The organism is Rhodococcus sp. SBT000017, from assembly GCF_003688915.1.
Taxonomy (GTDB): Bacteria; Actinomycetota; Actinomycetes; order Mycobacteriales; family Mycobacteriaceae; genus Rhodococcoides.
Genome location: NZ_REFU01000001.1, coordinates 108,105 through 129,472, shown reverse-complemented (window position 1 = coordinate 129,472; position 21,368 = coordinate 108,105). Strand labels below are relative to the sequence as shown.

The 21,368-nt window shown below is 59.4% G+C and carries 19 protein-coding genes; 5 read left to right on the top strand and 14 right to left on the bottom strand.

Translation table 11 applies throughout. The annotated features are described in order from the left end of the window. Positions 1-1,051: 1,051 nt before the first annotated feature. The 11 genes from AYK61_RS00410 to AYK61_RS00360 form a co-directional block, all read right to left on the bottom strand. On the bottom strand, positions 1,052-1,861 hold the full coding sequence (locus AYK61_RS00410) for a hypothetical protein (protein ID WP_147458285.1): 810 nt from the start codon (positions 1,859-1,861) through the stop codon (positions 1,052-1,054). Between the two features lie 531 nt (positions 1,862-2,392). Continuing rightward, complete coding sequence (locus AYK61_RS00405; RefSeq protein ID WP_121869399.1) at positions 2,393-2,836, bottom strand: HIT family protein; 444 nt, start codon at positions 2,834-2,836, stop codon at positions 2,393-2,395. Continuing rightward, entirely contained in the window at positions 2,833-3,693 is an 861-nt protein-coding gene (locus tag AYK61_RS00400; RefSeq protein WP_121869398.1) for a macro domain-containing protein, read from the bottom strand. Before AYK61_RS00400 ends, AYK61_RS00405 begins: the two co-directional genes overlap by 4 nt. Beyond that, positions 3,690-4,199, bottom strand: coding sequence for a TIR domain-containing protein (locus AYK61_RS00395; protein ID WP_121869397.1), 510 nt, complete (start codon positions 4,197-4,199; stop codon positions 3,690-3,692). Before AYK61_RS00395 ends, AYK61_RS00400 begins: the two co-directional genes overlap by 4 nt. A gap of 121 nt (positions 4,200-4,320) precedes the next feature. Further along, a complete protein-coding gene (locus AYK61_RS00390) occupies positions 4,321-5,229 on the bottom strand; it encodes a toll/interleukin-1 receptor domain-containing protein (protein WP_121869396.1) in 909 nt (302 codons plus the stop codon). A gap of 455 nt (positions 5,230-5,684) precedes the next feature. After that, a complete protein-coding gene (gene istB / locus AYK61_RS00385) occupies positions 5,685-6,539 on the bottom strand; it encodes an IS21-like element helper ATPase IstB (RefSeq protein ID WP_008720604.1) in 855 nt (284 codons plus the stop codon). Beyond that, positions 6,536-7,909 carry a Mu transposase domain-containing protein gene (locus AYK61_RS00380; protein ID WP_008720605.1) on the bottom strand — a complete coding sequence of 458 codons (1,374 nt, stop codon included), beginning with the start codon at positions 7,907-7,909 and terminating at the stop codon, positions 6,536-6,538. The genes istB and AYK61_RS00380 overlap by 4 nt, the downstream gene beginning before the upstream one ends. 1,157 nt (positions 7,910-9,066) lie before the next feature. Then, positions 9,067-9,723: a Fic family protein gene (locus tag AYK61_RS00375; protein WP_183130110.1), complete on the bottom strand. Its 657-nt coding sequence runs from the start codon at positions 9,721-9,723 to the stop codon at positions 9,067-9,069. 16 nt (positions 9,724-9,739) lie between these two features. Beyond that, positions 9,740-9,922, bottom strand: coding sequence for an antitoxin VbhA family protein (locus AYK61_RS00370; protein ID WP_121869394.1), 183 nt, complete (start codon positions 9,920-9,922; stop codon positions 9,740-9,742). A gap of 155 nt (positions 9,923-10,077) precedes the next feature. Next, the gene (locus AYK61_RS27000; RefSeq protein ID WP_128645499.1) at positions 10,078-10,788 is read right to left on the bottom strand and encodes a hypothetical protein; all 711 of its coding nucleotides are present in this window, start codon (positions 10,786-10,788) and stop codon (positions 10,078-10,080) included. A 300-nt stretch (positions 10,789-11,088) separates the two neighbouring features. Further along, a complete protein-coding gene (locus AYK61_RS00360; protein ID WP_147458284.1) occupies positions 11,089-12,702 on the bottom strand; it encodes a hypothetical protein in 1,614 nt (537 codons plus the stop codon). Between the two features lie 147 nt (positions 12,703-12,849). Here AYK61_RS00360 and AYK61_RS00355 point away from each other — a divergent pair. Next, a protein-coding gene (locus AYK61_RS00355; RefSeq protein WP_121872296.1) for an IS3 family transposase occupies positions 12,850-14,036 on the top strand; the annotation gives its coding sequence in 2 pieces (ribosomal slippage) (positions 12,850-13,114 and positions 13,114-14,036; 1,188 coding nt in all). 394 nt (positions 14,037-14,430) lie between these two features. Continuing rightward, complete coding sequence (locus AYK61_RS27150) at positions 14,431-14,577, top strand: hypothetical protein (protein WP_183130109.1); 147 nt, start codon at positions 14,431-14,433, stop codon at positions 14,575-14,577. Positions 14,578-14,830: 253 nt separating this feature from the next. Here the strand turns inward: AYK61_RS27150 and AYK61_RS00350 are convergent, their stop codons facing one another. Continuing rightward, a complete protein-coding gene (locus AYK61_RS00350; RefSeq protein ID WP_128646407.1) occupies positions 14,831-15,856 on the bottom strand; it encodes a hypothetical protein in 1,026 nt (341 codons plus the stop codon). 458 nt (positions 15,857-16,314) lie between these two features. Then, positions 16,315-16,473 (bottom strand): hypothetical protein, encoded by a 159-nt coding sequence (locus tag AYK61_RS27700; RefSeq protein ID WP_237669544.1) that lies wholly within the window; start codon positions 16,471-16,473, stop codon positions 16,315-16,317. A gap of 119 nt (positions 16,474-16,592) precedes the next feature. Here AYK61_RS27700 and AYK61_RS00340 point away from each other — a divergent pair, with 119 nt between their 5' ends. Both AYK61_RS00340 and AYK61_RS00335 read left to right on the top strand, forming a co-directional pair. Next, positions 16,593-17,510: a hypothetical protein gene (locus AYK61_RS00340; RefSeq protein WP_128646406.1), complete on the top strand. Its 918-nt coding sequence runs from the start codon at positions 16,593-16,595 to the stop codon at positions 17,508-17,510. Further along, a complete protein-coding gene (locus AYK61_RS00335) occupies positions 17,450-18,526 on the top strand; it encodes a toll/interleukin-1 receptor domain-containing protein (RefSeq protein WP_121869389.1) in 1,077 nt (358 codons plus the stop codon). Before AYK61_RS00340 ends, AYK61_RS00335 begins: the two co-directional genes overlap by 61 nt. Before the next feature lie 709 nt (positions 18,527-19,235). On the opposite strand, the gene AYK61_RS00330 is transcribed toward AYK61_RS00335, so the two are convergent. Continuing rightward, positions 19,236-19,724, bottom strand: coding sequence for a hypothetical protein (locus AYK61_RS00330; protein ID WP_121869388.1), 489 nt, complete (start codon positions 19,722-19,724; stop codon positions 19,236-19,238). A gap of 1,058 nt (positions 19,725-20,782) precedes the next feature. On the opposite strand from AYK61_RS00330, the gene AYK61_RS00320 reads away from it, so the two are divergent. Further along, the gene (locus AYK61_RS00320) at positions 20,783-21,157 is read left to right on the top strand and encodes an Lsr2 family protein (RefSeq protein WP_121869386.1); all 375 of its coding nucleotides are present in this window, start codon (positions 20,783-20,785) and stop codon (positions 21,155-21,157) included. Positions 21,158-21,368: the final 211 nt, after the last annotated feature.

Genomic DNA, 21,368 nt, shown 5'->3' with positions numbered 1-21,368 from the left:
CAATCGAAGAACTCTCTCTACGTGCGTCCGTTTCCCTACCGACAGAGATGAGCAAAAATGACGAAGTCATACATCTCCGCGGGGCGACCGGATAGGTCTGCGTTCGAGATTGAACGGAGCTGATTCGTCTGGACGATCTGCACAGCGACATAGGCGACCGGACGCCCAATGTCGCCCGTCGTCATGAAGGACTCAACTCCTTCTCGATACCTATATACCTATCTACCTACCTATCTACCGTCCGCAGTTCACCGGCACACGGGTAAAAATCCTAAAACAGATACTGGCGCAACGCCTTCAAGTGATGCAGGTCGTACGGTCGCATCACGGCACCGGGTTTTTGCGCAGTTCGGCTACCCAGGTAGGGCAACCAGATCTGCTCCACCACAACTTTACAGCGTTGAACGCTCGTTGCGTGTGGTACGGGTCCGGGGCACCGTTCGATTCGGTGCTTCAGGCTTTGGCAGCGTGCAGCGTTCTTGTAGTATTCGTCATTTTCCCCGCACTGGATGCAATTGTCGGTTGGCACGTAACCCCAAACCGGACCGGTCAGCAGGAAACAACGAAGGGAGCTCTCATGATCAGTCAATCATGGTACGCCATCAAGAACGTCTGCCATAGCTTGACAGGATGGATCCTGACCCAGACCAGACGCAACGATAGATCTCATACAACCCAAGAAGCCCTCCGCCTTGCAGGCTGTCGGCTTTGTGTTGAAGCCCCCTGAGAACTGCAAACCGGTGCGTGCCCTTTCGGAAGCGACCGCTAGCGGCTATGCAAGCCAAAACGGAATGTGCACGCCCATCTACCGAGACGTTGAGTGCTGCGGTAAAAAGCCTTGGATAGCTTTAGGTTCGAGCCGCACTATCCTGCGCATCCCATCCAGAGAGGTCCGGGTTCACCGAAAACAATTGCCGTCAGTGCGTTCTCGACGTCCTAACGTCGATCTTTCCAATCGTTCTCCCAGGCGATCACCAAGGTAATTCCGGCGCTGACAGCGCGACCAGCTTTCGCTTCGCGCCTCCGCCGTGTCGAAATTTAATGACCATGGTTATTCCAAGGTGAATGCCATATCCCAAATGCAGCGGTTACCCGCGTAATCGACCATTGGCACCGCGAACCTCGGCCCCAGACTCGGCGCCAGGCTGAATTCTTCGCTGACAGCGGTCCGTTGCTCCTCACGCCTCGCCGCCAGTTGCCGCAGCTGCTCAGACCTAAGCGGTATTTCCGTTGCGGTGACGATCACCACCTCACCGTTAGTCAGGACGAAACCGTCCACGACAGCACTGCGCGTCGCTCCTCGGTGGTGCCCGTCGAGGTGAAGCGCTGGACCTTGTCCTGAAGCGAGGAGCAGCCGGATCTCAATCGCATCCGTCTTCATGTCGCCGTGGTCGATCCATCGAACCCCTTTCGGATTAGTGTCGTCGCCAGGGACCACCGGCAAGTCCTCTAACGGAACAAATATGGACAACATGTGTGTCCACCCTTTATAGAACGGTTCAGGGCGTGACCAAGTGTCGAGCCTCTTACTGTCGGGACTAGGAAGGGTCACGAACTTCGCCTTTGGATGATCGGGGTTCACAAGATGATGAATCCACTCGCCACTCTGATGAAAGCTGTACTTGATCACGCCAGCGCTGCTTCGGATGCATGCGTAGACGTCGTGAGAATTTTTGCTGCCCCAAACTCGCCAGACGCTTGATCGAACTCCGGGCTTGCCCACGGCCACTCTTAGAGGTTTGTCCGGGTTGGCCTTACGCAGCGTGTGCTCCTCACGCAGACCGTTATTGTTGTAAAGCCTGAGCCGGGCTGTTTGAGTTTCCTCATCCACCTTGACGTGTATTGAGTCGTCCGCAATCATTTTTCTCCTCACGGCCACAAGTTCCGCTGCTCTTTGCAGCATTGAGTTCTAATGTCGATAGAATCGGCAGTTAACGCACCGTCAAAGCATACTGACGTGGGTGTGGCAGGTCCCCGATAGTCGGACCTACGCACACCCACCGGTAGACGTCTGCGAGATTGGCAGGTCCCCGATACTCGGGGACCTGCCAGAAGGACCACATGCGCTGCCGAGAACGGTGTGGCTGCAAGCGGTGAAAGAAGTGTCCGAATCTTGGACACACTCGAATCACTCCCCCGCTGTCAGCGCAAGCCGGGACGCATGTACGACATCCGAGTCCTGTGCGCCTACAACAGGATTGCCACACAGATAAATCGCGAATATGATGCGAATCGGTGGTGGCAACGCTAGCTTCGCCGGACGAGTCGGCTTGCGACGTCGAGGTCGTCGCCGAGGCGGTCTGCAGCCGAGTCGTCACGATCAATCCTTGTGTCTGCGATGACATGACAGAAAATAGTCGATCACACAACCGCCCACCATATTCTCCTTGGCTTAGTCAAGGGACAAGTACGGGCCTATAGCTTTAGCGATGGCGTCTGTTTCTCCGATTCGAGCCTCCGGTATGACACCCCAGTCGGTACCGCCTTCCGGGAGAGTACCGGCGACGTGAAAATGTGCATGCGCGATCGTTTGGTGGGCTGGTACTCCGTTGTTTTGCCAGACGGCGATTCCTGGTCGGCGATAGGCGTCGTTAATCGCTTGTGCGGCTGCTCGGACACCGAGCGAAAGAGCTGCAGTCTCCTCGTCTGTGAGGTCAAGAAGTGTCTCGCGGTGAACTGTGGGCACTACAAGTAAGTGAGGGAGGCCGCGTTGCTCTCGCGTCACCAGGACTGCGACTTGGCGGTTGCGCGCAGCGATCGTGAATGGCCTTCTGCCCGCGAGGTAGTCACAGAACGCACAGCTCGAATTGGAGGGTACCTCGATAGCCGTACTCATGACGGCTTAAGTGAACTTAGGAAGGCTTGGAGCTCAAGGCGATCGAGGCGTTCGTACTCCGCTGGTTGCACAATGATTCGTAGCTCGTCACAGATCTTTTTGTGACGGGATGCGAACATGAACGACAGTACTGTGAAACGAATCGAATCCTGTGTCGGAACGATGCTTGAAAGCCTAGACATTCCGCCACCGATGACAGGCATGCTGACCGGTCGGCCGTTCGAGTGCTGATAGATGCTAGCCCACAAAGAATTCAAGCTGGTCCATAAGCCGTCAGGGGTGCCGTGAGCATTGTTGTTGGTGTCCATCGTTGTGTATGCAACGAAGAACAACTTATGCGTAGAACGGTCCACCACTGCGACAGTTCCGAGAGCGTAGCGCTCGGTCTTCCCGTCTTTCGGGACCGACTCGATTGGATGGCCAGCTCCCTGAAGGGCTCTGACTAGATCGTCGTCCAGTTCGTCGATCCTGTTGTTGTACAGACGATCAAGTGCGATTCCTTGGACGCTGGTTCTTTCGATAATGTCGGGAATGGCAGTGTCGAATGTGTCGCAGGTGCCAATCACAAGGTGGCTGTCCTGTGCGAACAGGTCACCTTTGACGATGCAAATCCGGGTTCTGGGGATGTCGTAGGACTCTTCGATCGGACGTGGCCATGATCGGTAGAAGGCGAGAGGGAGTCCCGCGAGCACAACAACTGCCACCGTAGGTGCCCACCAGCTATGCGAGGCGAGTCCCCACACCCAGTCTGCCAATTGCCCGACCACGGAAGCAAGACCAGTCCACGCAAAGAAGAACGTTGCGGTCTGTCTAAGGAAACGGGCGGTCAGAAGGTCGTGCCGCAGCGCCGCGCTCATAGTCCGAGCGAGCTATAGACGGGCGCACCGTACTGGTGTGGACCCTTTTTGGGAGCGTCGAGATACACCGGGACGTACTTATCAAGAGCGTGCATGATGATACGAGGTTGAAAGGACACGGAGACTGTGTAATGGCCGCTGTCGAGAAGGGGCTGCGGGATGACGGTCTCGTCGACCGTGCGGCTACCGTTGAGGTTCGCGATAACTATGGGTAGATCGAACTCCCGCGCGATCTTAACTTCGTGGGCGAGAAAGGACGTTGCGTCACTGCCCTTTCGTCGTCCAACCGGGCTACCCAAGAGGACAATCTGCTTGGCGTTGCTCATTCGCTGCCGGAGGTTCCGACGTATCGTCTCGGGAAGACTGGTGTCGCGAGAGACATACAAGGCGTGCGCATCGTAGAAGTCGAAATCGATGTTGTCGCTTGAGTGCCAGGCTTGCATAAGCCGATAGCTCCGAATGTCCTCACTGGCGAAAGCGACGTAGGTCTTGTTGCGGTAGCTCATGGGCATTCTTCCTAATTGTCGAATTTCGTAGCTGGTGTCAGTCAGACGCTACCGGGCGTGTCCGACACTACGGTCGACTCGCGCTGGAGGTCGCCTGGGACCGCACTCTCAGCACCCAACTTCATCCTTGTTTGGGGCGAGGGGTTGGCGGCCAGTCTCGGTTGTTGCGGTCATACAACGGTTTGAGGCCCTTGTGCGCTAAGACGCTGCCATGGAGTTGGTCGTTGCTCCACCAAATTTCGGCGAGGCGCTCGTACTGTGTTTCGGTGAGAGTGTTGAGAGAGGCCATTCTTTCTGTCGCCGCACCAGCATCAACGTAATTTCGCACGTCGGCAAGGGCTTGTAAGAGACCGTTCACAAGAGAGTCGCCCAGGTGAGGAAGGCTGGCGATCCAGGTACTGATACTTGCAGCTATATTTCTCGCGGTGTCTTGGCGGCCGTTGGACCATTGATAACGACTCGGGAAACCGACGGGATCTGCACCCATTCTGATTACTAAGTAGGGGACACCGCGTCCAAGTGCCCACCCAGTTTCTTGGTGGCACCAGAAGCTGTCGTTCACCTCTGGGTGTATCAGCAACACGAACGCCTCCATAGTGCGGAGCCCTTGCTCGATTTGCTCCTGCCAAGGAACTGTCGGCGTCATAGTGTCGTGGGCGACGAAGCCGTGTATACCGGTGATGGCAAGTTCCTCGGCCACTCCACCGACGAACGGCTTGTGCTCGGCGGAGTGTGAGATAAAGACGCGTACGTAGCCACGATTCCAGTTGCCGACCTCACTGTCAGACCCATTGATCATTTCGTCGAGCTCGTGATTATCGGCTCCCAAGACCAGTTTGTAGATCTCAGTCAGGACGTCTTCAGTCAACGCCGCAACAAGGCCGTCCAGCGGCGGCGACCCCCAGCTTTCCATGGTCGGTAAGCCAAACTCTGACAGCAGCAGATTCGTCGTCGGCAAATCCCACTCGTTGCTTTCGGTCAGTTCTTGCAGTATCTGGGACTTTAAACGAAACTTGTCTGACGGAGTCATGGGCACAAAGCAAACGGTAGCGCGTCACCGGCAGTTCGCTCCACCCTGGCGTTGCTAGGGTTCGTGGCCAATTTCGGTACAGCACAGATACATCAGTGGACTTAACAAAACGTCGTCTAGTGCACGGCTGCAATACACCACACCCCCAGAGGGGGTCGCGCGACCTGGATGAGAAGGTACGCGCCCTACTACAGGCCGGTGTTGGCGACGGTTTCCCCTACGAGTGGTGCACGTACACGGCTGTAGACCACGCCGGAATCCAGGCTGGTGTGTCCTGTCTGCCGGTGAAGACAAATCCGTCGGCGCCGCTACGGGTGCCATGTATTACGAAACCGGCATGGAGAGAGTGCCCACCCAGCTTTGGCGGGCGCGCAGCGGGTGGTCTTATGGATTTGATGGCGCTCATCGAAAATGCTCAACTTCGCTCAGCGAAAGTGCTCACCCGGTAGCGGTGATCACTGTAGCGGTTGACGGGTCCCGGTGACGGCTTTGCGGAGCTTCTCCGATCGTGCGTTGTGATCGCGGAGCCGGTAGGAATCACCGGACATATCGAGGACTACCGATCGATGCAGGAGACGGTCGAGCATGGCTGCTGCGACGGTGTCGTCACCGAGAACCGTTCCCCACGATCCGACACCACGATTGCTGGTGATCACGATCGATGTCTTCATATACCGTTGCGAGACAACCTGAAACAACGCCGAAGCCGCCTCTCCCGGCAACGGAAGATACCCGAGTTCGTCGATCACCAACAGTGTCGGCCCGGCGTAGAACCGCATCGTCGTCGCCCATCTGCCTTCGATCGCAGCCCGGTGACATCGAGCGGCGAGATCGGCGGCGGTGGTGAAATACGTCCGATACCCGGCATGCGCAGCAGCCCGCGCCAACCCGACCGACAGATGCGTCTTCCCGACCCCCGGCGGGCCGATGAGCAGCACATTGGTAGCGGTCTCCAAATATCTGCAGGTCGCGAGCTCGTCGATCAGCTTCTTGTCGACCCCGGCGGCGTTGTCGAAATCGAAGTCCTCGAGCGATGCCGGGGTCGGCAGGCACGCGAACCGCAACCTGCCTGCCAACCGCCGCGCTTCGGTGGCAGCAACCTCGATCGAGAGCAACCGCTCCAGCGCCGCCGTCATCGACAGCTCCTCCGCCGCGGCCTGGTCGAGGACCGCCGGCAGTGCTTCGGCGGCGTCGGCGAGTTTGAGGACCCCGAGATGGCCACGCAAACGTTGGTAAAGGCTCGCTGCTTCCGCGGTGTTCGGTGCGGGAAGTCGATCGGCAGCGGCACCTCCTTTCGGTGTTTCACTCATGCGAGAGTGTTCCTTCCCCGTGCAGCCCGCTCGTAGGCCGAGAGGTCGATGACATCCGATGATGCTGCCGCGGAATCGGTTTCAGCTGCTCCTGTCGAGTAGTTCGTACTATGGAAACTGCTGCCACGCAATACTTCTGCCGCCCTGAGCGCATCAGGCCCGGGTGGTATCCGTTCTTTGCGGCGGTGCGGTTTGCCGGTGTTCGCGGTCGCCATCGCGGCCCGTTCGAGTGCGACGACATGACCGCTGTCGCGGACGATCATGCCGAGACCGTCGGCGGCGACCGCATGCCTGGCGACAGTGATGCCGGAGGCGGTGACGATGTCGAGATGACTACCGCCGACGGGGCGGGTGACGGTGACCTGCGCGGACGCCAACTCCGGCGGGACGGAGTACTGGTTGCCGCGGTAGGACACCAACGCTTGCCGCGACGCCGTCCGACTGTCGCCGAGAATCACCGGATACGCCGTCGCCGGCGGTTCCTGCAGGGGTTCGGCCGCTGCGAGGTCGGCGACAGTGCTGGTTCCGTCCGGGGTGTGGCGGGTGCGACTGTCGGAGATGGCGGCACAGAAGTTGTCGAGATGCGCTTGGGCCTGCTCGACGCTCATGTCCGGTAACGACCGCCACCAGCGTTGTGCTGCAGTGTGATTCGCTTTCTCGACGACACCTTTGCGGTTCCCTCTCCGCGGTGGGCAGATCGCGACCGAGACCCCGTAGTACTTCGCGACGCCGGCGAAGCTGGCGGTCACCGCACCGGACTCGGGGTGGCAGACAGTGGCCATCCGGTCGAAACGCCAGACTCGGGTGGTGCCGCCGAGAGCGCGGACAACGCGGTCGAGATTGTCGACCAGATGTGGTTGATCCATCGACGGGGTCAGTACCGCCCGCCATTTCCCCGAGTGTGCGAGGGAGCCGACCCACAGGTGTGCTGTTCTGCCCCAACCCCATTCAGTCGGCGGGTTCGGTAGATCGACGTAGTCCCATTGGGTTTCTTCGCCCGGTGGGTGGTCGATGATGGCGTTGGCTCGGTCGGTTGCGGTCCTGCAGGCCAGGCAGATCGGGCGTAGTTTCTGCTGCCGGATCTTGCGGGTCATCGTCGGATAGGACAGTGCGAAGCCCAGGGCCAACAGTTCGTCGAACAGGGCGACCGCCCACAGGTGCGGGTCCTCGGTGAATCGGTAGCGGATGTAGTCGATGAAGTCCTCGAACGGGTCCGTCGTGGACTTTCGTCGCACACCTGGGGTGGTGGTTCCGTTGATGTAGTTGCGGACGGTGCGGCGGTTGCGGCCGGTATGGCGGGCGATGTCCGAGATCGACATGCCTCGTTTGTGCAGTGCGGATATCTCCATGTCCTCTTCCCATGTAAGCATGAGATCGCGGGTCTCCTTCGGGGCGCTGGTGTGTGGTCAGAGACCATCAGCATCGGAGGAGGCCCGCCCTCATTGGCGGAGCCACACGGGTGAGCACTTTCAGAGATCAGATCTGGGCACTTTCACTGAGCGCCGTCAGATTCCTGCTCCGGTCAGCGCAGTACAGCCGAGATAGCCGTTCTCCACGACCGAGCGAAACAGGGATGCGCGTACTGGGTACTCCCCCACGACACATGTGTTCGTCGAACGATCGCCTTCCGGAGCAGCCGGATGACCGACTGATGGATACCGACGTCGAACGCTGCCACGACCTGAGCACATCGAACGTGCGCGCAGGGTGGGCAGGTCTCATGAGCCGGTGAGTACGGCAGGGCCCTTCGCTCCTCCCCCTACCCTCCACTACCCGCTTTGCCGGTTCGTGCGACAAGTGCGACGAAAGCCATCACCGTTCGGAGGGATCAACGGTCAAAGAGATGAGTAAGTAATGAGTTAAGCGACCACGCGAGTCCGCTTTGCACTCCATCATCCAAGCTGACGCACGATATCAGTGGTCAGCGGCTGAACCACCGGACTTGACTCCCAGTATCGGCGATTGGGAGTCAAGTCTCCGAAACGCCCTCCGCCGCTTGAAAACCTGCAGGTCAGGGAGTTGTCGATTTTCGCGAAGCTTGCGGTCGCCTACACGCACCCGGACAACAAAAAGTGCCCCTGACCAGCAATCATGCTGTTCAGGGGCACTCGGTGTGCGCCATCAGGGATTCGAACCCCGGACCCGCTGTACAAGAGATAACAATTCAAGTGGATGCACTCGCGTCCATCATTGACCCACTGAGCTGGGTGTTCGGCGACTCGAGTGACCACCTGTATCCGTCCGTGTCCATGCGAGTTCGCCCCAAAGTGATGAGTAAGAGATGACCTCCGGTGACCCATTCCCAGTCCACCGGCGTCCCGTCAGATCCTGCAACGTCTAAACGGACCGCCGTGGACATTCGACTCCACCACGTTTCAAAGTGATGAGCTCCCTCGACGTTCTTGGCACCCCCAAAATCGGGACGACGATCCGCTCCCAGATACGTCACAGCGAACAAAACTTGCCCATGCAGTGCCCACTGCCGTGGACTGCGATCCGTAGCTAGACCAATACAGATGACCGCCGTTCACGAAATATCACGGCCGAAACGGTAGGCCGGATCGTCGTCGACGATCTTCGCGAACATCGTTCGGAGCGGTTGAATGTTCTGCTCGGCCCGCGCAAGATGGCATGCGCGGTGCAGTTCAGTCAGCTCGATCGCATCCCACGCCGTACCACGCCCCGACTCGGACAACAACTGATCGAAGAACTCTCTTTGCGTGCGGCCGTTTCCCTCCCGGAAGGGATGGGCAAAATTCACGAAGTCGTACATCTCCGCGAGACGGCCGGGTAGGTCTGCGTTCGAGATCGAACGAAGCTGCTTCGTCTCGGCGATCTGCTCAGCGATGTAGGCAACCGGCCGCCCAATGTCGCCCGGCGTCATGAAGGACTCATTTTCTTTCTCGATACCTACCGTCCGCAGTTCACCGGCCCACAGGTACACATCTTGAAACAGATACTTATGCAACGCCTTCAAGTGATCAAGGTCGTACGTTCGCATCACGGCGATGGGGTTGTTCCGCAGTTCGGCTACCCGCACTTCAACGAGATCGTTCTCGGCAGCGGCCAATGCTTCCCTCGTTGTCGCTCCCACGCGGTTACGCAGCACAGAAGAGCCCGGAATGAAATACCCGGCCCAATTAAGGTCGTAATCGCCGGTATCCCATGGGGGTGCGTCATCCACCGCGAGGCCATCCTGATCAGGAAAGGTTGTACCGGCTGCGCACCCGATGCCCGAGCTCGGCTATGTCGATCTCGCCGCGAACATAGGCATCCTGGTCCGCACGGGTCGCGTCGGTACTGCGGGCACCCTCGAGAGCGCTGTTGGTGCGGGCGGCATCGATCGCCCGCGCACGATCACCCGACGGTCGTCGTATCGACATCCGACACCTCCTTGAGTCCGTTCCTATTCTACTGCCTGGCGCTTCGCGATTCCTGGACGAGCACAAGGGCGCAGGCAGCGTCACAGCCGCAGCATGGTCCTGAGCATTCGTTCGCCTCCATGACGATGGACGTTACGGCTCAGCTTGCAGCAAACCTAGCCAGAGCGCGGACGCCTCTGCGCTTGAACCTCTCTGATTACGGCGACAGACGCCATGGCCAGGAGAATGACAAGGCCCGCGAACACCACTGTAATGACGACGAGCGAGGGGTTGGTGTCCGTGTCGAGTAACGGACGGTCGGACCAAGTGACCTGCTCGTCGATCGACTGACGCGCCGTCACGTCCGCTGACGGCACCACCTCGATCGTGCCGTCCTCATCAAGAATTCGTGTCCACCTAACGTCCGACGACACAACGTACCCAGGTGTCGGAGGATTTCCCGCCACTGTCACATTTTCTCTCGGAAGCCAATTAGTCTGCCCGAACCCCAGCACCAACAGGACCACAACGCCTGTCAGAGCGACTATCAAAGAAAGCGCTACAGATGCCGCAGCAGCGGCCTTCACCCGCTGATTCCCAGTCAGCCTCGCAATAGAACCACAGACCACTAATACCAAAAGAAATGCGAAATTACCGATAAGATACGCGGCTGGCATTGTTGCCAGCGTCAGAACTAAGACGACGATTGCCGGGAGAAATAAATATCCCGATGTCGCGCCTGGACGGATATCTAGTTTCTTTTTGTTTCTGTTGCTGACATTGGCTGCCCAGGAAATGAACCACCAAAGAGCTACTGTTGACCAAACGGGGAGGAGCGTTGCCAGAACAAGGGCTGTCACGTCGAGGTCCTGGACGAGTGCTCGCATTGTCTCAGTGTTTCCCCGAGAAACAACAAGGATTCTGGAACCCGCGTAGACGACAGGGAGCAATCCGAGCAGCCAGGCAAAGTTGGCTAAGGTCGGCCTATCTTGATCGTTGGTTGTCGACGCCTGGGTCATTGTGGATCGGTCCCCATTCACGGTTGGTTTTCGCGGGATCTTTGGTCGATGCCGTTAAGCGGACTGCACGCTGCGCCTTGATCACGGCCGGCAGCCAAGAGTGGAAAACCCTGCAAAGGCCGATTGGAGCTTATACTCTGCCTCTATGGCAATTAAATCCACGCTTCATTAACACCGGTTGGGCGGTACCGGCGGTCCAGGCGATGGCACGAAGAGCCTCGCAAGGTCACCACGTATTCCGACATCATCGAAACGAAGCCGGGCGTCATCCCGCATGTCAACGAAATGATCCGAAACCGGTCGATTCTCCAAAACGGCGTCAATAATTGCATTGACAGCTTGGTGGCCAAGATCGAATGCAAATCTGGCCACCGACTCCGAGGCACCGAAGGACGACGGCCCGCCATGAATTGCGCAATTGCGTTGTCGACGGAGACGGCTCAAGAGAATCGCGAAATCCGTGACAACGTCTTGCAGAAATTTCTCCGCTGCTGTTCCTGAAGAGAAGGCGATGTTCATCTCGCGAAGCATCCTCCCCAACGGGTGATCGACGAACAAATCAGCCAACTGCGGCAAATAGTTGATCGCCTTTTGACGGTTAGTCTCTTCCCTCGCCGGCCACACGTGCCTAGTCAACTCCTCGCGAATCCGCCGCAGTTGACGTTCCGCGGAATGACCATGGCCTGGTCTGGGGTCGGGCACGTCGTGCAGTGCCTGCTGGACTACGTGACCGAGGGCATCTACTGCATGGATCCGTGCGTATCGATGGGCGAGGAATGTACTGGCGAAGTCGAACCATTGATCTTGCCCGCCGTTGCTCCAAGCATTGGCGTGCTCGATCGCTCGCACCGAGGCCATCACTCTGACCACAGGGTCGTCCTTCCGGGCCCGGTTTAGGTCCGCTCGCATCGACAGCGCACTTCTGAGCATGGGCGAAGAGTCCGGAGCGATGGTGTGCGAGAGCGACGACATCGACATCAACATCAAGGATGTCCCCATGTCGTCGTTCGCTTTCATATAGTGGCTGCGGGAGTAGTCATGCCCCCACCCCTGGTAGCGGTTCCCGTTCTTGACAAGGATGGAGCTGTGGAACATCTTCCAACCGTCGTCGATCGGATGGTTGGCTTCGATGATGTCACGCACCAGATTTCGAGCGGCTTCTTCTGCTCTGTCTGTCGCGAACAGTCCGAGGTCGACTCGGGCATACGTTACCGTCGTGCTGTCCTCGACGTCTGGCACCTCTTCACGGTCGAAACCGAACCGGTACTCCATCGGTTTGATCATTTCGACGGGAACCACAGAGAAATTCGCGTTGTGTTCCCACCACGGCGACGCCCCCACGTGCGCGGCAAGCCATGTCCCCCAATAGAAGGTGACCTGCCCATATGCCAACTCCTGCTCCGGCAAGCATGCGTTGTCGAACCTTAACCAGACAACGCAATGAGCCATCTCGGCAGGTGCGACTAACACCCGTCGACACAAAGCAACGCGTTCATCGGCGGACAAGCCGGAATCTGCGTCGTGGTCGAAGCTGTGGACATCCACGCTCGGTTGATCTCCCAACTGTGCTTGCGCACGCGCGACCGTGAACGCATTATCGCCTAAGATCGAACCCAGTTTGCGTCCGAAACTGTGGCTTCCGCATGGCAGGTTTCGCCTGTCTGCGACCGCCCACACGACGTCGCGGAGGAAACCAAAAGTCGAGGCGGACGTGCTTATGTCCTTCGCTGCCGCGACTAGATCGTCCCAAGCAGCTTCAAACGCCGAATCACTTTCCAGCACGGACCAGAGCGCTTGGGCGGAAACACGGAGCATCTCTTTCGCCGAAAGAATGTCCGCAAGCGACGATTTTCTGACTGTGATCGGACCAGGGATTTCGGACAGTGGACCCGCTTAGAATAGGGATCTACTGAAATGAGCCAGTCCAGCATGAGCAGATCGCGCCGATCGTTCAGTCCCGAGTTCAAGGACGAACTGTGCCGAGAGGTCATCGACTTCTCCAAGCCGATCAGCGAAGTCGCCAAGGCCTACAACGTCGGTGACGACAGTCTGCGCCGATGGTTGGTGAAGTACCGTGACACCCACGGCGGCGGCCCGGACACCGAACTCACCCTCACCGAACGAGCACGCCTCGCCCAGCTCGAACGTGAGAATCGAGAACTTCGAGCCGAGGCAGCCTTCCTGAGAAAAGCACCCTCGTACTTTGCGCGGGAGCCACGGTAGTGGCGAAGTACGAGTTCATCGATTCCTATGTCGCGGACGATTCCGCGGTAGTACCGATCACCGACCGCTGCCGCTGGCTCGAGGTCTCCACCTCCGGTTTCTACCACTGGAAAAGCCGGCCGCAATCAGCAACGGAGATTCGCAGAGATACTCTTGCGCAACACATTCGGGTGTTCTTCGATCTATCGCACGGCACGTACGGATACCGCCGTATCCACGCAGATCTTCGTGCAGCCGGCATCGAGTGCTCACCGGAACTGGTCCGGTCGATCATGCGCGACGAGGACCTCGCGCCGTGCCAACCGCGCCCGTTCCGGGTCACTACCGACTCCGACTCCGGCAGTGAGCCGGCAGTGCCGGATCTGCTCGTGCGCGACTTCTCCGCTGATCGGCCCGGGATCAAGTTCGTCGGCGACATCACCTACATTCACACCTGGCAGGGGTTCATGTACCTCGCGACGGTCATCGACTGCTACTCCCGCAAAGTCGTGGGCTGGTCGATTGCGGACCATATGCGCACCGAACTCGTCGCGGCGGCGTTGACGAATGCGGCATCCACGACCCTGATCGAGCCGGGAGCGATTTTCCACTCCGATCGCGGCAGTGTCTACACCTCGCGGGCCTACCGGGCTCTGGTGAGCTCGCTGGGGATGCGGTCGTCGATGGGGCGGACCGGGGTGTGTTGGGACAACAGTATGGCGGAAAGTTTCTTCGCGGCCCTCAAGAACGAGTGCGTCTATCGGACGATCTATTCCACGAAAGACAAAGCGCGACAGGACATCATCAGATACATCGAGGGGTTCTACAATCCACGACGCCGGCATTCGGCAATCGGGTACCGATCCCCGAACGACGTCCACTACAGTTATCGGCAGCCCGCGATCGCGGCCTGAGATTAATCATCTCCATTGTCCGAAATCCTCGCGGCAGATCACGCGGATTGGTGGTGACCATCAGGTCCGCGCGCATTTCGGTGCTAGCCCGGGCAACGAGAAGTTCCGCCAGCCACTGCTCAGTGGATAGACCTGCGGGGGCTCCGGCGTCGTCCTGAGCGAACGTTTCATACGTGCTGTAGGGCCAGATCGAATATTCGGTCCTTCGCCCTTGGCCGTTGATGGTCGAGAACCCCAGGTAGTCGTGGGCGTTGGGGTCGAGGGGTCCGGACGGTATCACGACCCGGCCGACGTCGGCCGGGTCGTTGGCGGTGCCGATCCAGTAGCGGTCGATACTCTCGCCCTCTGTCAGCGACCACAGAAAGATCTCCGGGTTCGGCATTGAGAGCGGGGCGTGAGTGTTTCCATTCCACTCTTCGACCCGGCGCTGGTCCTGCGCGAAGTCGACGACGATGCGCAGCCGTCGACCACTCTGATCGAACGGGCCAGGTGGATCACCCGCGACCTTCCCCTGCCTTGCTATTCGTGGAAAGCCCATTGACGCAACCCTCCTCAGTGTTTGCCATTGAAGCTAGCTCAGACGAAAAAGGGCACGACAATTGCTGTCCGTGCCCTTTCACCTACGTGGATCAAGCCATTGGGCCCTTGGGGGGCGGCATTCCCCATCGCACCGCTCCAATCACGGAGCCAGAAACCGAGCGGGCCGAGTCCGACAATATCTCGACGCGAGGCACTAGCCTCGTCGAAGTGAACCGACAGCCTTCCGGACGGTTGGCGAGCCGGGTCTTGCGTATCTACAGCGTTTGTGACGTGCTAGAACGCGCAGCGAGTTCAGCACTCAGATACTCGTCCAACGCACCCAGAATCTCGGACTCGACCTCGGAGACTGTCCTGCCTTCGGCATAGGTTTGCGACTCATCCAAGCGAACGCCGAGCACACCCGCAAACCGCTCGAGCACCCGACTGCGGCTCGCGAGCGGGACAGTGTCCGATGAGGGCAGGGACACCACTCGTGCATCGCCGAGGTTTAACAGCACGAGGTCGCGGGCGAGCACGCGCGGGTCATTGGAGTTGTCAGGCAGCGTGGGCAGTAGCTGGCCGTACCGTTCCATTTCGGTGTGCTCGCGTACGTGACGCTGTTCGTACTTGACCGCCCATGGCTGACTGTTCGACGAAGTGTTGGTGCATCGCAGATGCCGGTTTCGGAACAGGAAGTCGGGGACTTCCGGGACCACGGGGGTGCATAGAAGCTCGAGTATTTCGTCCTCGCGGTCGCTCAGGTCGAGTTCGCTCGCTCCGGCTGCTCTGGCGCGTAACGCACCGATTCGTGCCGCGTTCGAGTCCTCCTGGCGCGGCGTATACGGCCGCGCTGCCTCGCAGCGGGCGAATGCGCAGCCGTACGTGTCGAGTTCATCGGCTACAGAACCGATACGGTATTGCTTAAGATTCTGTTCGGGCAGCGCGATGTCGGCCAGCCGCGTGGCATCCCACTCGAACGCGGTGTCGATCGCAAGCTGCAGCCGTTGTTCGGAGTCCCCCCACAGTGAGAGGGCGAGCGCCCATACGTCGATCGAATGCAACTCTTTCGCGTGGGTGACCGGATCAAATGTCGTGCGGGCATGGAGTCCGACCTGCTGTTTTCTGATGTGCACGGTTCGCGCCACTTGCGCGTGCGTGTAGCCGGCTGCAAGCAATTGCTTGACGGTGGGGTTGAGCACCAGCATTTCCACGAGTTTCTCGAACGTGGCTACGTGTACGTCGGAGATGGTTTTGGCGGATCCGGCCATAAGCACGGTGTTTGGATCGAGTGTGGACTCCATTTCTCAATCATACGTTTCGGGTTCCCATTTGGGAACTCCACGGGTTTCAGTGCGGAACCCAAAACGCGACTACGGGTTGGAGGGAAGTTCACTCGGTTACTTCAACGAGTTGTAGGCGGTGATGATCGGCTCGAATCGCGTCTTCCAATGTCCGCCTTTGGCCAGGCACCATGCCATCATGTCCGGCACCCACAGCATGGGCTCTTGTTTGGCGCGGAGGTGCTCTAGGCCAAGCGATCCTGGATCTGTTGCTTAGAAGTCGCAGCGAACAGCGTATGTCGGTCTGCTCTGATTGGGGAGCCGTCTTGTCCGATGACCAGGCGGGTGGCCGACATGCCTGCGAGGTCGGCCACGAGCATCTGTAGTGCTTGGGTGCGTCCTTCTCGATCGTGTAGAGCCGCTGCGTCGTAGACGTGAATGCGGATGGGCAGAGCGACGATGGCGTCGGCGGTAGCTCGTCAACGCGAGTCGCTTTCGGACTTGAAGTGGATGCGCTCCTGTCCTCGCAGTCGCAACGCCACGAGTGCCTTGCGTGAGGGCTGGAGGTCGCGGACATGGGCGATCGCGGCCACGACGACGAGACCTCTGCCTTTGGTTTCGTCGACGTAAGCGTGCACGAATCGAGGCGGTAGACGACAGCGGTGCATCTCACCTACGGGGTGTAGCCCCAGCGCCCCTCAGCGTTGAATCGCCACGCGACCGCAGACGACGTCGGGTCTACCGGCATCCTGGTTTGATGACCGATAAGAACCCCCGATCGAGGCAGCACATCGCTCGACAAGCCGCTGAGAAGCTGGACCTGCAAGCTGCTCGTCTAGTTTCGGCTTCGACGAGCGATACGATGATTGGATCCACGAAGGCAGCAAAGGCCGACAGTGAGTACCAAAAAGGCCACCAACAGCTGAACAGACTGCTGCGGCAATTGGCGGTGCCAAACCCCATCCGATACAGCACGCTTGGAGAATGGGGCGGACGCTGGAGGAAAGGCGATCTGCCCAAATGGGTTCACCGCACTGAGTTCGTCAACGCCCTCGTAGCGGACACCGCGGCCACGCTGGCGAGCATTCAGGAATCGGGCAGTCTGGTTACCGCATTCGCCTCGGCCGACCCGACGTGGGCAAGTCTGCAAGACCGTGTCGATGGTCTGGCGCGTGAGCTGGAGCAGGCACGTTCCGATGACGACCGCCAAGACGTAGGCCGGCGGGCCCGCGAGATCCTCATCGACGCAGCGACGGTGATCCAAGACCCTGACTTGGTCGCAGACGGGGATGACGCGCCCAAGGCGGCAGATGCAAAGGAATGGATAGGGCTGTACCTCGAGCGATACGCCGCTGGAGGCTCGCACAAGGCGTTGCGACAGTTCGTCAGAGCTACGTGGGATCTCGCGCAGCGTGTGACCCACACGGGCATCGATCACGTCGAGGCCTATGCAGCCGCGCAGGCCACGGTGGCAGTAGTTCGTGTTCTGCAATTGCTCGAAACGAAGGCAGAGACAGCCCGGAGTAGCTCGGACCGTATACCCAGCCACCCCCGGCGGCACATCCAGATTGCGGTAATCCGTGACGACACCTATGCGACAACTAGCATGGTTCGATGGCCAAGAAGACTGGAAAGCTGTTCATCAGCCACGCAGGTAACGATGAAGAATATGTGACCAAGTTCGTCGAAAAAATCCTCCGACTCGGCTGCGGATTCCCTCGTGAACAGGTCTTCTACAGCTCACAGCGCGGGACAGGGATCGCATCCGGACTCGACCTGTTTACGGAAATGCGAAAAGAAGCAGCAGCGTCGCCACTGGTCATCGCGATCGTCTCCCCGACCTACCTCACGCGGCCGACATGTCTGGCCGAAATGGGCGCTGCATGGGCACAACAAACGTTTCTTCCGGTACTTACCCCTGGTTTACCCAGAGAGGACTTGCCGGGACCGCTGAAAGCGATGCTGATAGGGGAACTCGACGACGTCGCCGCCGGTAAATACCTCGACGAGATGCACGACAGGGTGATCAAAGCGTTCGGCCTCACCGCCAACACCGCAGATTGGAACCTCCAAAGGGACAGCTGGCTGGTCAATGCCGCAAAGTACGAAGAGTTGTTGGGCACGGTCGAGACGTACTCCGCAGAACATGTCGCCAAAATCGAAGGCGAACTCGACCAAAAGACGGAACGATACAACCATCTACTCGAAAAGTTCACGGAGCTCGAAGAGCGCTACGCCGAGTTGTACGAAGCGAAGACTCAGAAACAGATCGCGGCGGCGGCTCTACCAAAGGACGAGATTGAGCAGTTCAAGCATCTTGCCGACGCGATAGCGAAGCACTTCCAGGAACATCGCATACCTCGCTGCGTGATCACGGCAATCCGCTGCCATGTTTCCCACTTTGAGTTGGTGGTGCCCGACAGATTCCGCGATGTCGACGGCGTGATCCCAGAGTTCGAGGACGCCGAGCAGCGCGGATACCTGTCGATCGACGTCGATCCCCCGCTCGTGGTCACGGTCAATCAGAAACACCCACAGATCCGGAAAGCCCTCGAACTGGTCGATCCCTTCGTTGAATGGATGAACTCACCTGATCACAGCGACAACTTCACGAAATGGTTCGAGACGGAGTTCAACCTGCCCGTCGATCCGAGAAGCTCCGACGTCTGGGATGCGGTGCTGCGTCCCTGACCGCCGCTCACGTGATCAGTGCTACCGGTCCAGGCCGTGGTCGCGGTGACGATCCGGTTCCGGCGCAGACGGACGGGTGACACCGTTCTTTTTGGTGGGCTGCCGGTTGAGCATGGATTTGAGCGGCGATACGTCTCGATTGGCCTGAAGCGCTTCATGACTCAAAGCCTCGGTTTCGAGGTCGCGAAGTGCGCCTTCGGCCGAGTCGCGGCGTTCCTAGAACCCGGAGGTCGAGTTGTCGGGGCCGGTCCATGCCGTCCAGTGCTAGGTGCGGTCGGTCCATCGGATCGCCGCTCCCGGCGCCCCGCTGCCACGGTCCGCTCCGCATTTAAAGCGTGACCCGTCAGGCGATTTCGGCTTCCAGGGGTCATCGGGCGCCGCTTGCGTCTCGCTCGACTTGGGCTGCAGCCCACTTCTCGGACGAAGGGGGTATCGGGCGGCCGACGGGATATACCTTGCCATCCGCACGGGACAGCTTGGAAGAGCTGAATGACCATCTGTTCGATCACGGTTGGGACGTGACTGTCCGCGTTGAGCGACCGGCGAGGACGTGCCCCGCACGGTGACCTAGCCAAGCGGCAGACGCTTCTCAAGACACTGCGAACGGCATTCCCCCTACGCAGCGCACGAACCCGGCCCTGTTCCCGGAACCGGGCTCGTGGGAAGGTGCTCTAGAGCGCTGCGATTGTCGCGGCTCGATGGGCCGTGCCTAGACCCCGTGCGCGGTGCCGCCGACGGCGTCGGCAATCATGGGGGCGATCTTCGCGGAGTCAGCGACCCCCTCGGAACTGTTCAATGTCAGCACGGCGTTCGCATCGGGCAGAGCTACGTGAATGCCGCCGAAGGAATCGCTGGTGTCTTGCCACACAACGAGCGTCTCGTTGTTTGAGAAGATGTTAATTCCCGCGTTGTAGCCGTTCACTTGCATATCGAACCGCATCTGCGCCCCCGACAGTCCTACCTCCGTGCGCTCGGGCTCGGTGTGCTCGATGCCGAGGCTATCGAGAGCTGCGGTAATTGTCTGCACGACAGATTTCGACTCGGAGACCGGCTGGGCCGGGGTCTCTGCTTCCTGACTCGGAGAAGAAGGCGTGGTGCTGCTGGCTTCAACCTTGGCGTCATCGTCGCTACCGCAAGCGGCGAGAAACACCGCTGCCGTCAGGACAGAGGCGGCGGCAAGGGCGGTGGTGCGGTTCATGTTGTGGTCTTTCCGTGCGGCCGAGCTGAAGGCTCTGCGAAGTGTCCATAGGGGTTGGGACGATACCCAACCACCCGTCCTTCTTTCGGCCTCGCCTGGCCGATTCAAAGCGACGAAGTCCCTTCGGGCGGGCACTTGGTCGAGCTGCTGACGCGGCCGTACGTCTGATTCTGGACGCCGAGCCCAGCAAAATCGATTGCAACAACACTCCACTGGCTAGAGACCTTCGGATCGGATCTTGAGCGGTGTCCCGTCTAGGAAGGAGCTGCCTCCGGACGAGCTTGCCACGGTAAGCGCAATGTTGACCAAAACTCGCTGAGGGGATCGACGATCCGGCGCGTAGGAAGGGTCGAACGTGATAGGCGAGTTCTCGTGGAGTTCGCTCATTGCGCCGCTGCCAGCCGCCGGGTCGTCCCGGTCCCGGCGGAGATGCCTTCGCAGCGGGCGACCACCGCAAGCCCTGCTCGCCGAAGCTCGGGGCGGTGAGGGTGAACCGACCGGGGCGCTGGGAGCTACCTCGCCCGTGGACGGCGGTGTCGATGGTGATCGACCGCAACCGGCCTCGAATTCCCTCGATGCCGCCGAAGGCAACGGGCCGAGAGGTGATCGTCAGATCCAGACCGGGCATGCGACCGTCGGTGATTGCGAATACTCCAGCGTGCGTCCGTGCCAGGATCGACCGCGCACGAGTCGGCGGTACGTCATGACCGTCTACTCGGTACTGACGACCGATTGAAGCCGTTGCTGCAGATGCTTGCGGCGTCAAGCGGGTCTTCGTTGCCTAAAGGATGAATCGTGGCCACATCACCCCGACAGGGGCGACGTGGTGGCTGACCGCTGACTTCGACGACCAGGATCGACCCGACACCGGTGATCGGCAGGGTTGTTCCACGGGCCAGTGCGCCGTACGGGAGCAGTTCGGATTGAGGTGGGGATCGCGTGCAGAGTTCGCGAGACTCAAGACGCCGTGTCGATGGAGAAAGCGCCTATTGGTACGGGTTAAGCTAGTTGTAAATAAGTAAACACATGCGACCTGTCGATGAAAGGGTTTTACAGCTATGGCCAAACAAGTAACGATTCAAATGGTCGACGATATCGATGAGTCCGTCATGGACGATGAATCGGGCGAGACAATCGAGTTTGCAGTGAACGGCGTCGAGTATGTGATCGATCTGAAAGCCAAGAACGCCACAGAATTTCACCGAAAGCTCGACTACTATATCGGCTACGCAACACGGGTCGGTGGCCGCAAGCGCAAGCCTTCCCCTGCGGCCGCGTCTACACCTGCGACAACGAGGGCAGGGGCGTCGACGAGCCGTGATCCGGAGCAGACACGGGCCATCCGGCAGTGGGCGGCGGACAACGGGTATGAGATCAGTAGTCGCGGACGCATCCCGGAGAGCATCGTCGAGGCATACAACGCCGCCCACTGATCTCTAACGTGCCTGCTTCGCCTACACCGGCTGGCGCGCTATTTCTGTGAGCACATCCGGTTTTACGGTTCAGCCAATGTCCGCTAGACGTAGCACAGTGAACTTGACGCAAGCGGTAAATCCTCACCGCGCCTTCACCCTTGCGGAGGCACCCGAGCTAGCAAATCTATGTGTGCCCGGTGTCACGCATCATAGATGGTGCACCTCCGCG

What these genes read in the sequence shown, in the direction of transcription:
- AYK61_RS00330 (WP_121869388.1), bottom strand. Translation starts at nt 19,724, where the DNA reads ATGAACCGCACCACCGCCCTTGCCGCCGCCTCTGTCCTGACGGCAGCG.
- AYK61_RS00410 (WP_147458285.1), bottom strand. Translation starts at nt 1,861, where the DNA reads ATGATTGCGGACGACTCAATACACGTCAAGGTGGATGAGGAAACTCAA.
- istB (WP_008720604.1), bottom strand. Translation starts at nt 6,539, where the DNA reads ATGAGTGAAACACCGAAAGGAGGTGCCGCTGCCGATCGACTTCCCGCA.
- AYK61_RS00350 (WP_128646407.1), bottom strand. Translation starts at nt 15,856, where the DNA reads ATGGAGTCCACACTCGATCCAAACACCGTGCTTATGGCCGGATCCGCC.
- AYK61_RS00400 (WP_121869398.1), bottom strand. Translation starts at nt 3,693, where the DNA reads ATGAGCGCGGCGCTGCGGCACGACCTTCTGACCGCCCGTTTCCTTAGA.
- AYK61_RS27000 (WP_128645499.1), bottom strand. Translation starts at nt 10,788, where the DNA reads ATGCGAGCACTCGTCCAGGACCTCGACGTGACAGCCCTTGTTCTGGCA.
- AYK61_RS00405 (WP_121869399.1), bottom strand. Translation starts at nt 2,836, where the DNA reads ATGAGTACGGCTATCGAGGTACCCTCCAATTCGAGCTGTGCGTTCTGT.
- AYK61_RS00370 (WP_121869394.1), bottom strand. Translation starts at nt 9,922, where the DNA reads ATGTCGATACGACGACCGTCGGGTGATCGTGCGCGGGCGATCGATGCC.
- AYK61_RS00320 (WP_121869386.1), top strand. Translation starts at nt 20,783, where the DNA reads ATGGCCAAACAAGTAACGATTCAAATGGTCGACGATATCGATGAGTCC.
- AYK61_RS00390 (WP_121869396.1), bottom strand. Translation starts at nt 5,229, where the DNA reads ATGACTCCGTCAGACAAGTTTCGTTTAAAGTCCCAGATACTGCAAGAA.
- AYK61_RS00395 (WP_121869397.1), bottom strand. Translation starts at nt 4,199, where the DNA reads ATGAGCTACCGCAACAAGACCTACGTCGCTTTCGCCAGTGAGGACATT.
- AYK61_RS00380 (WP_008720605.1), bottom strand. Translation starts at nt 7,909, where the DNA reads ATGCTTACATGGGAAGAGGACATGGAGATATCCGCACTGCACAAACGA.
- AYK61_RS00340 (WP_128646406.1), top strand. Translation starts at nt 16,593, where the DNA reads ATGACCGATAAGAACCCCCGATCGAGGCAGCACATCGCTCGACAAGCC.
- AYK61_RS00335 (WP_121869389.1), top strand. Translation starts at nt 17,450, where the DNA reads ATGGCCAAGAAGACTGGAAAGCTGTTCATCAGCCACGCAGGTAACGAT.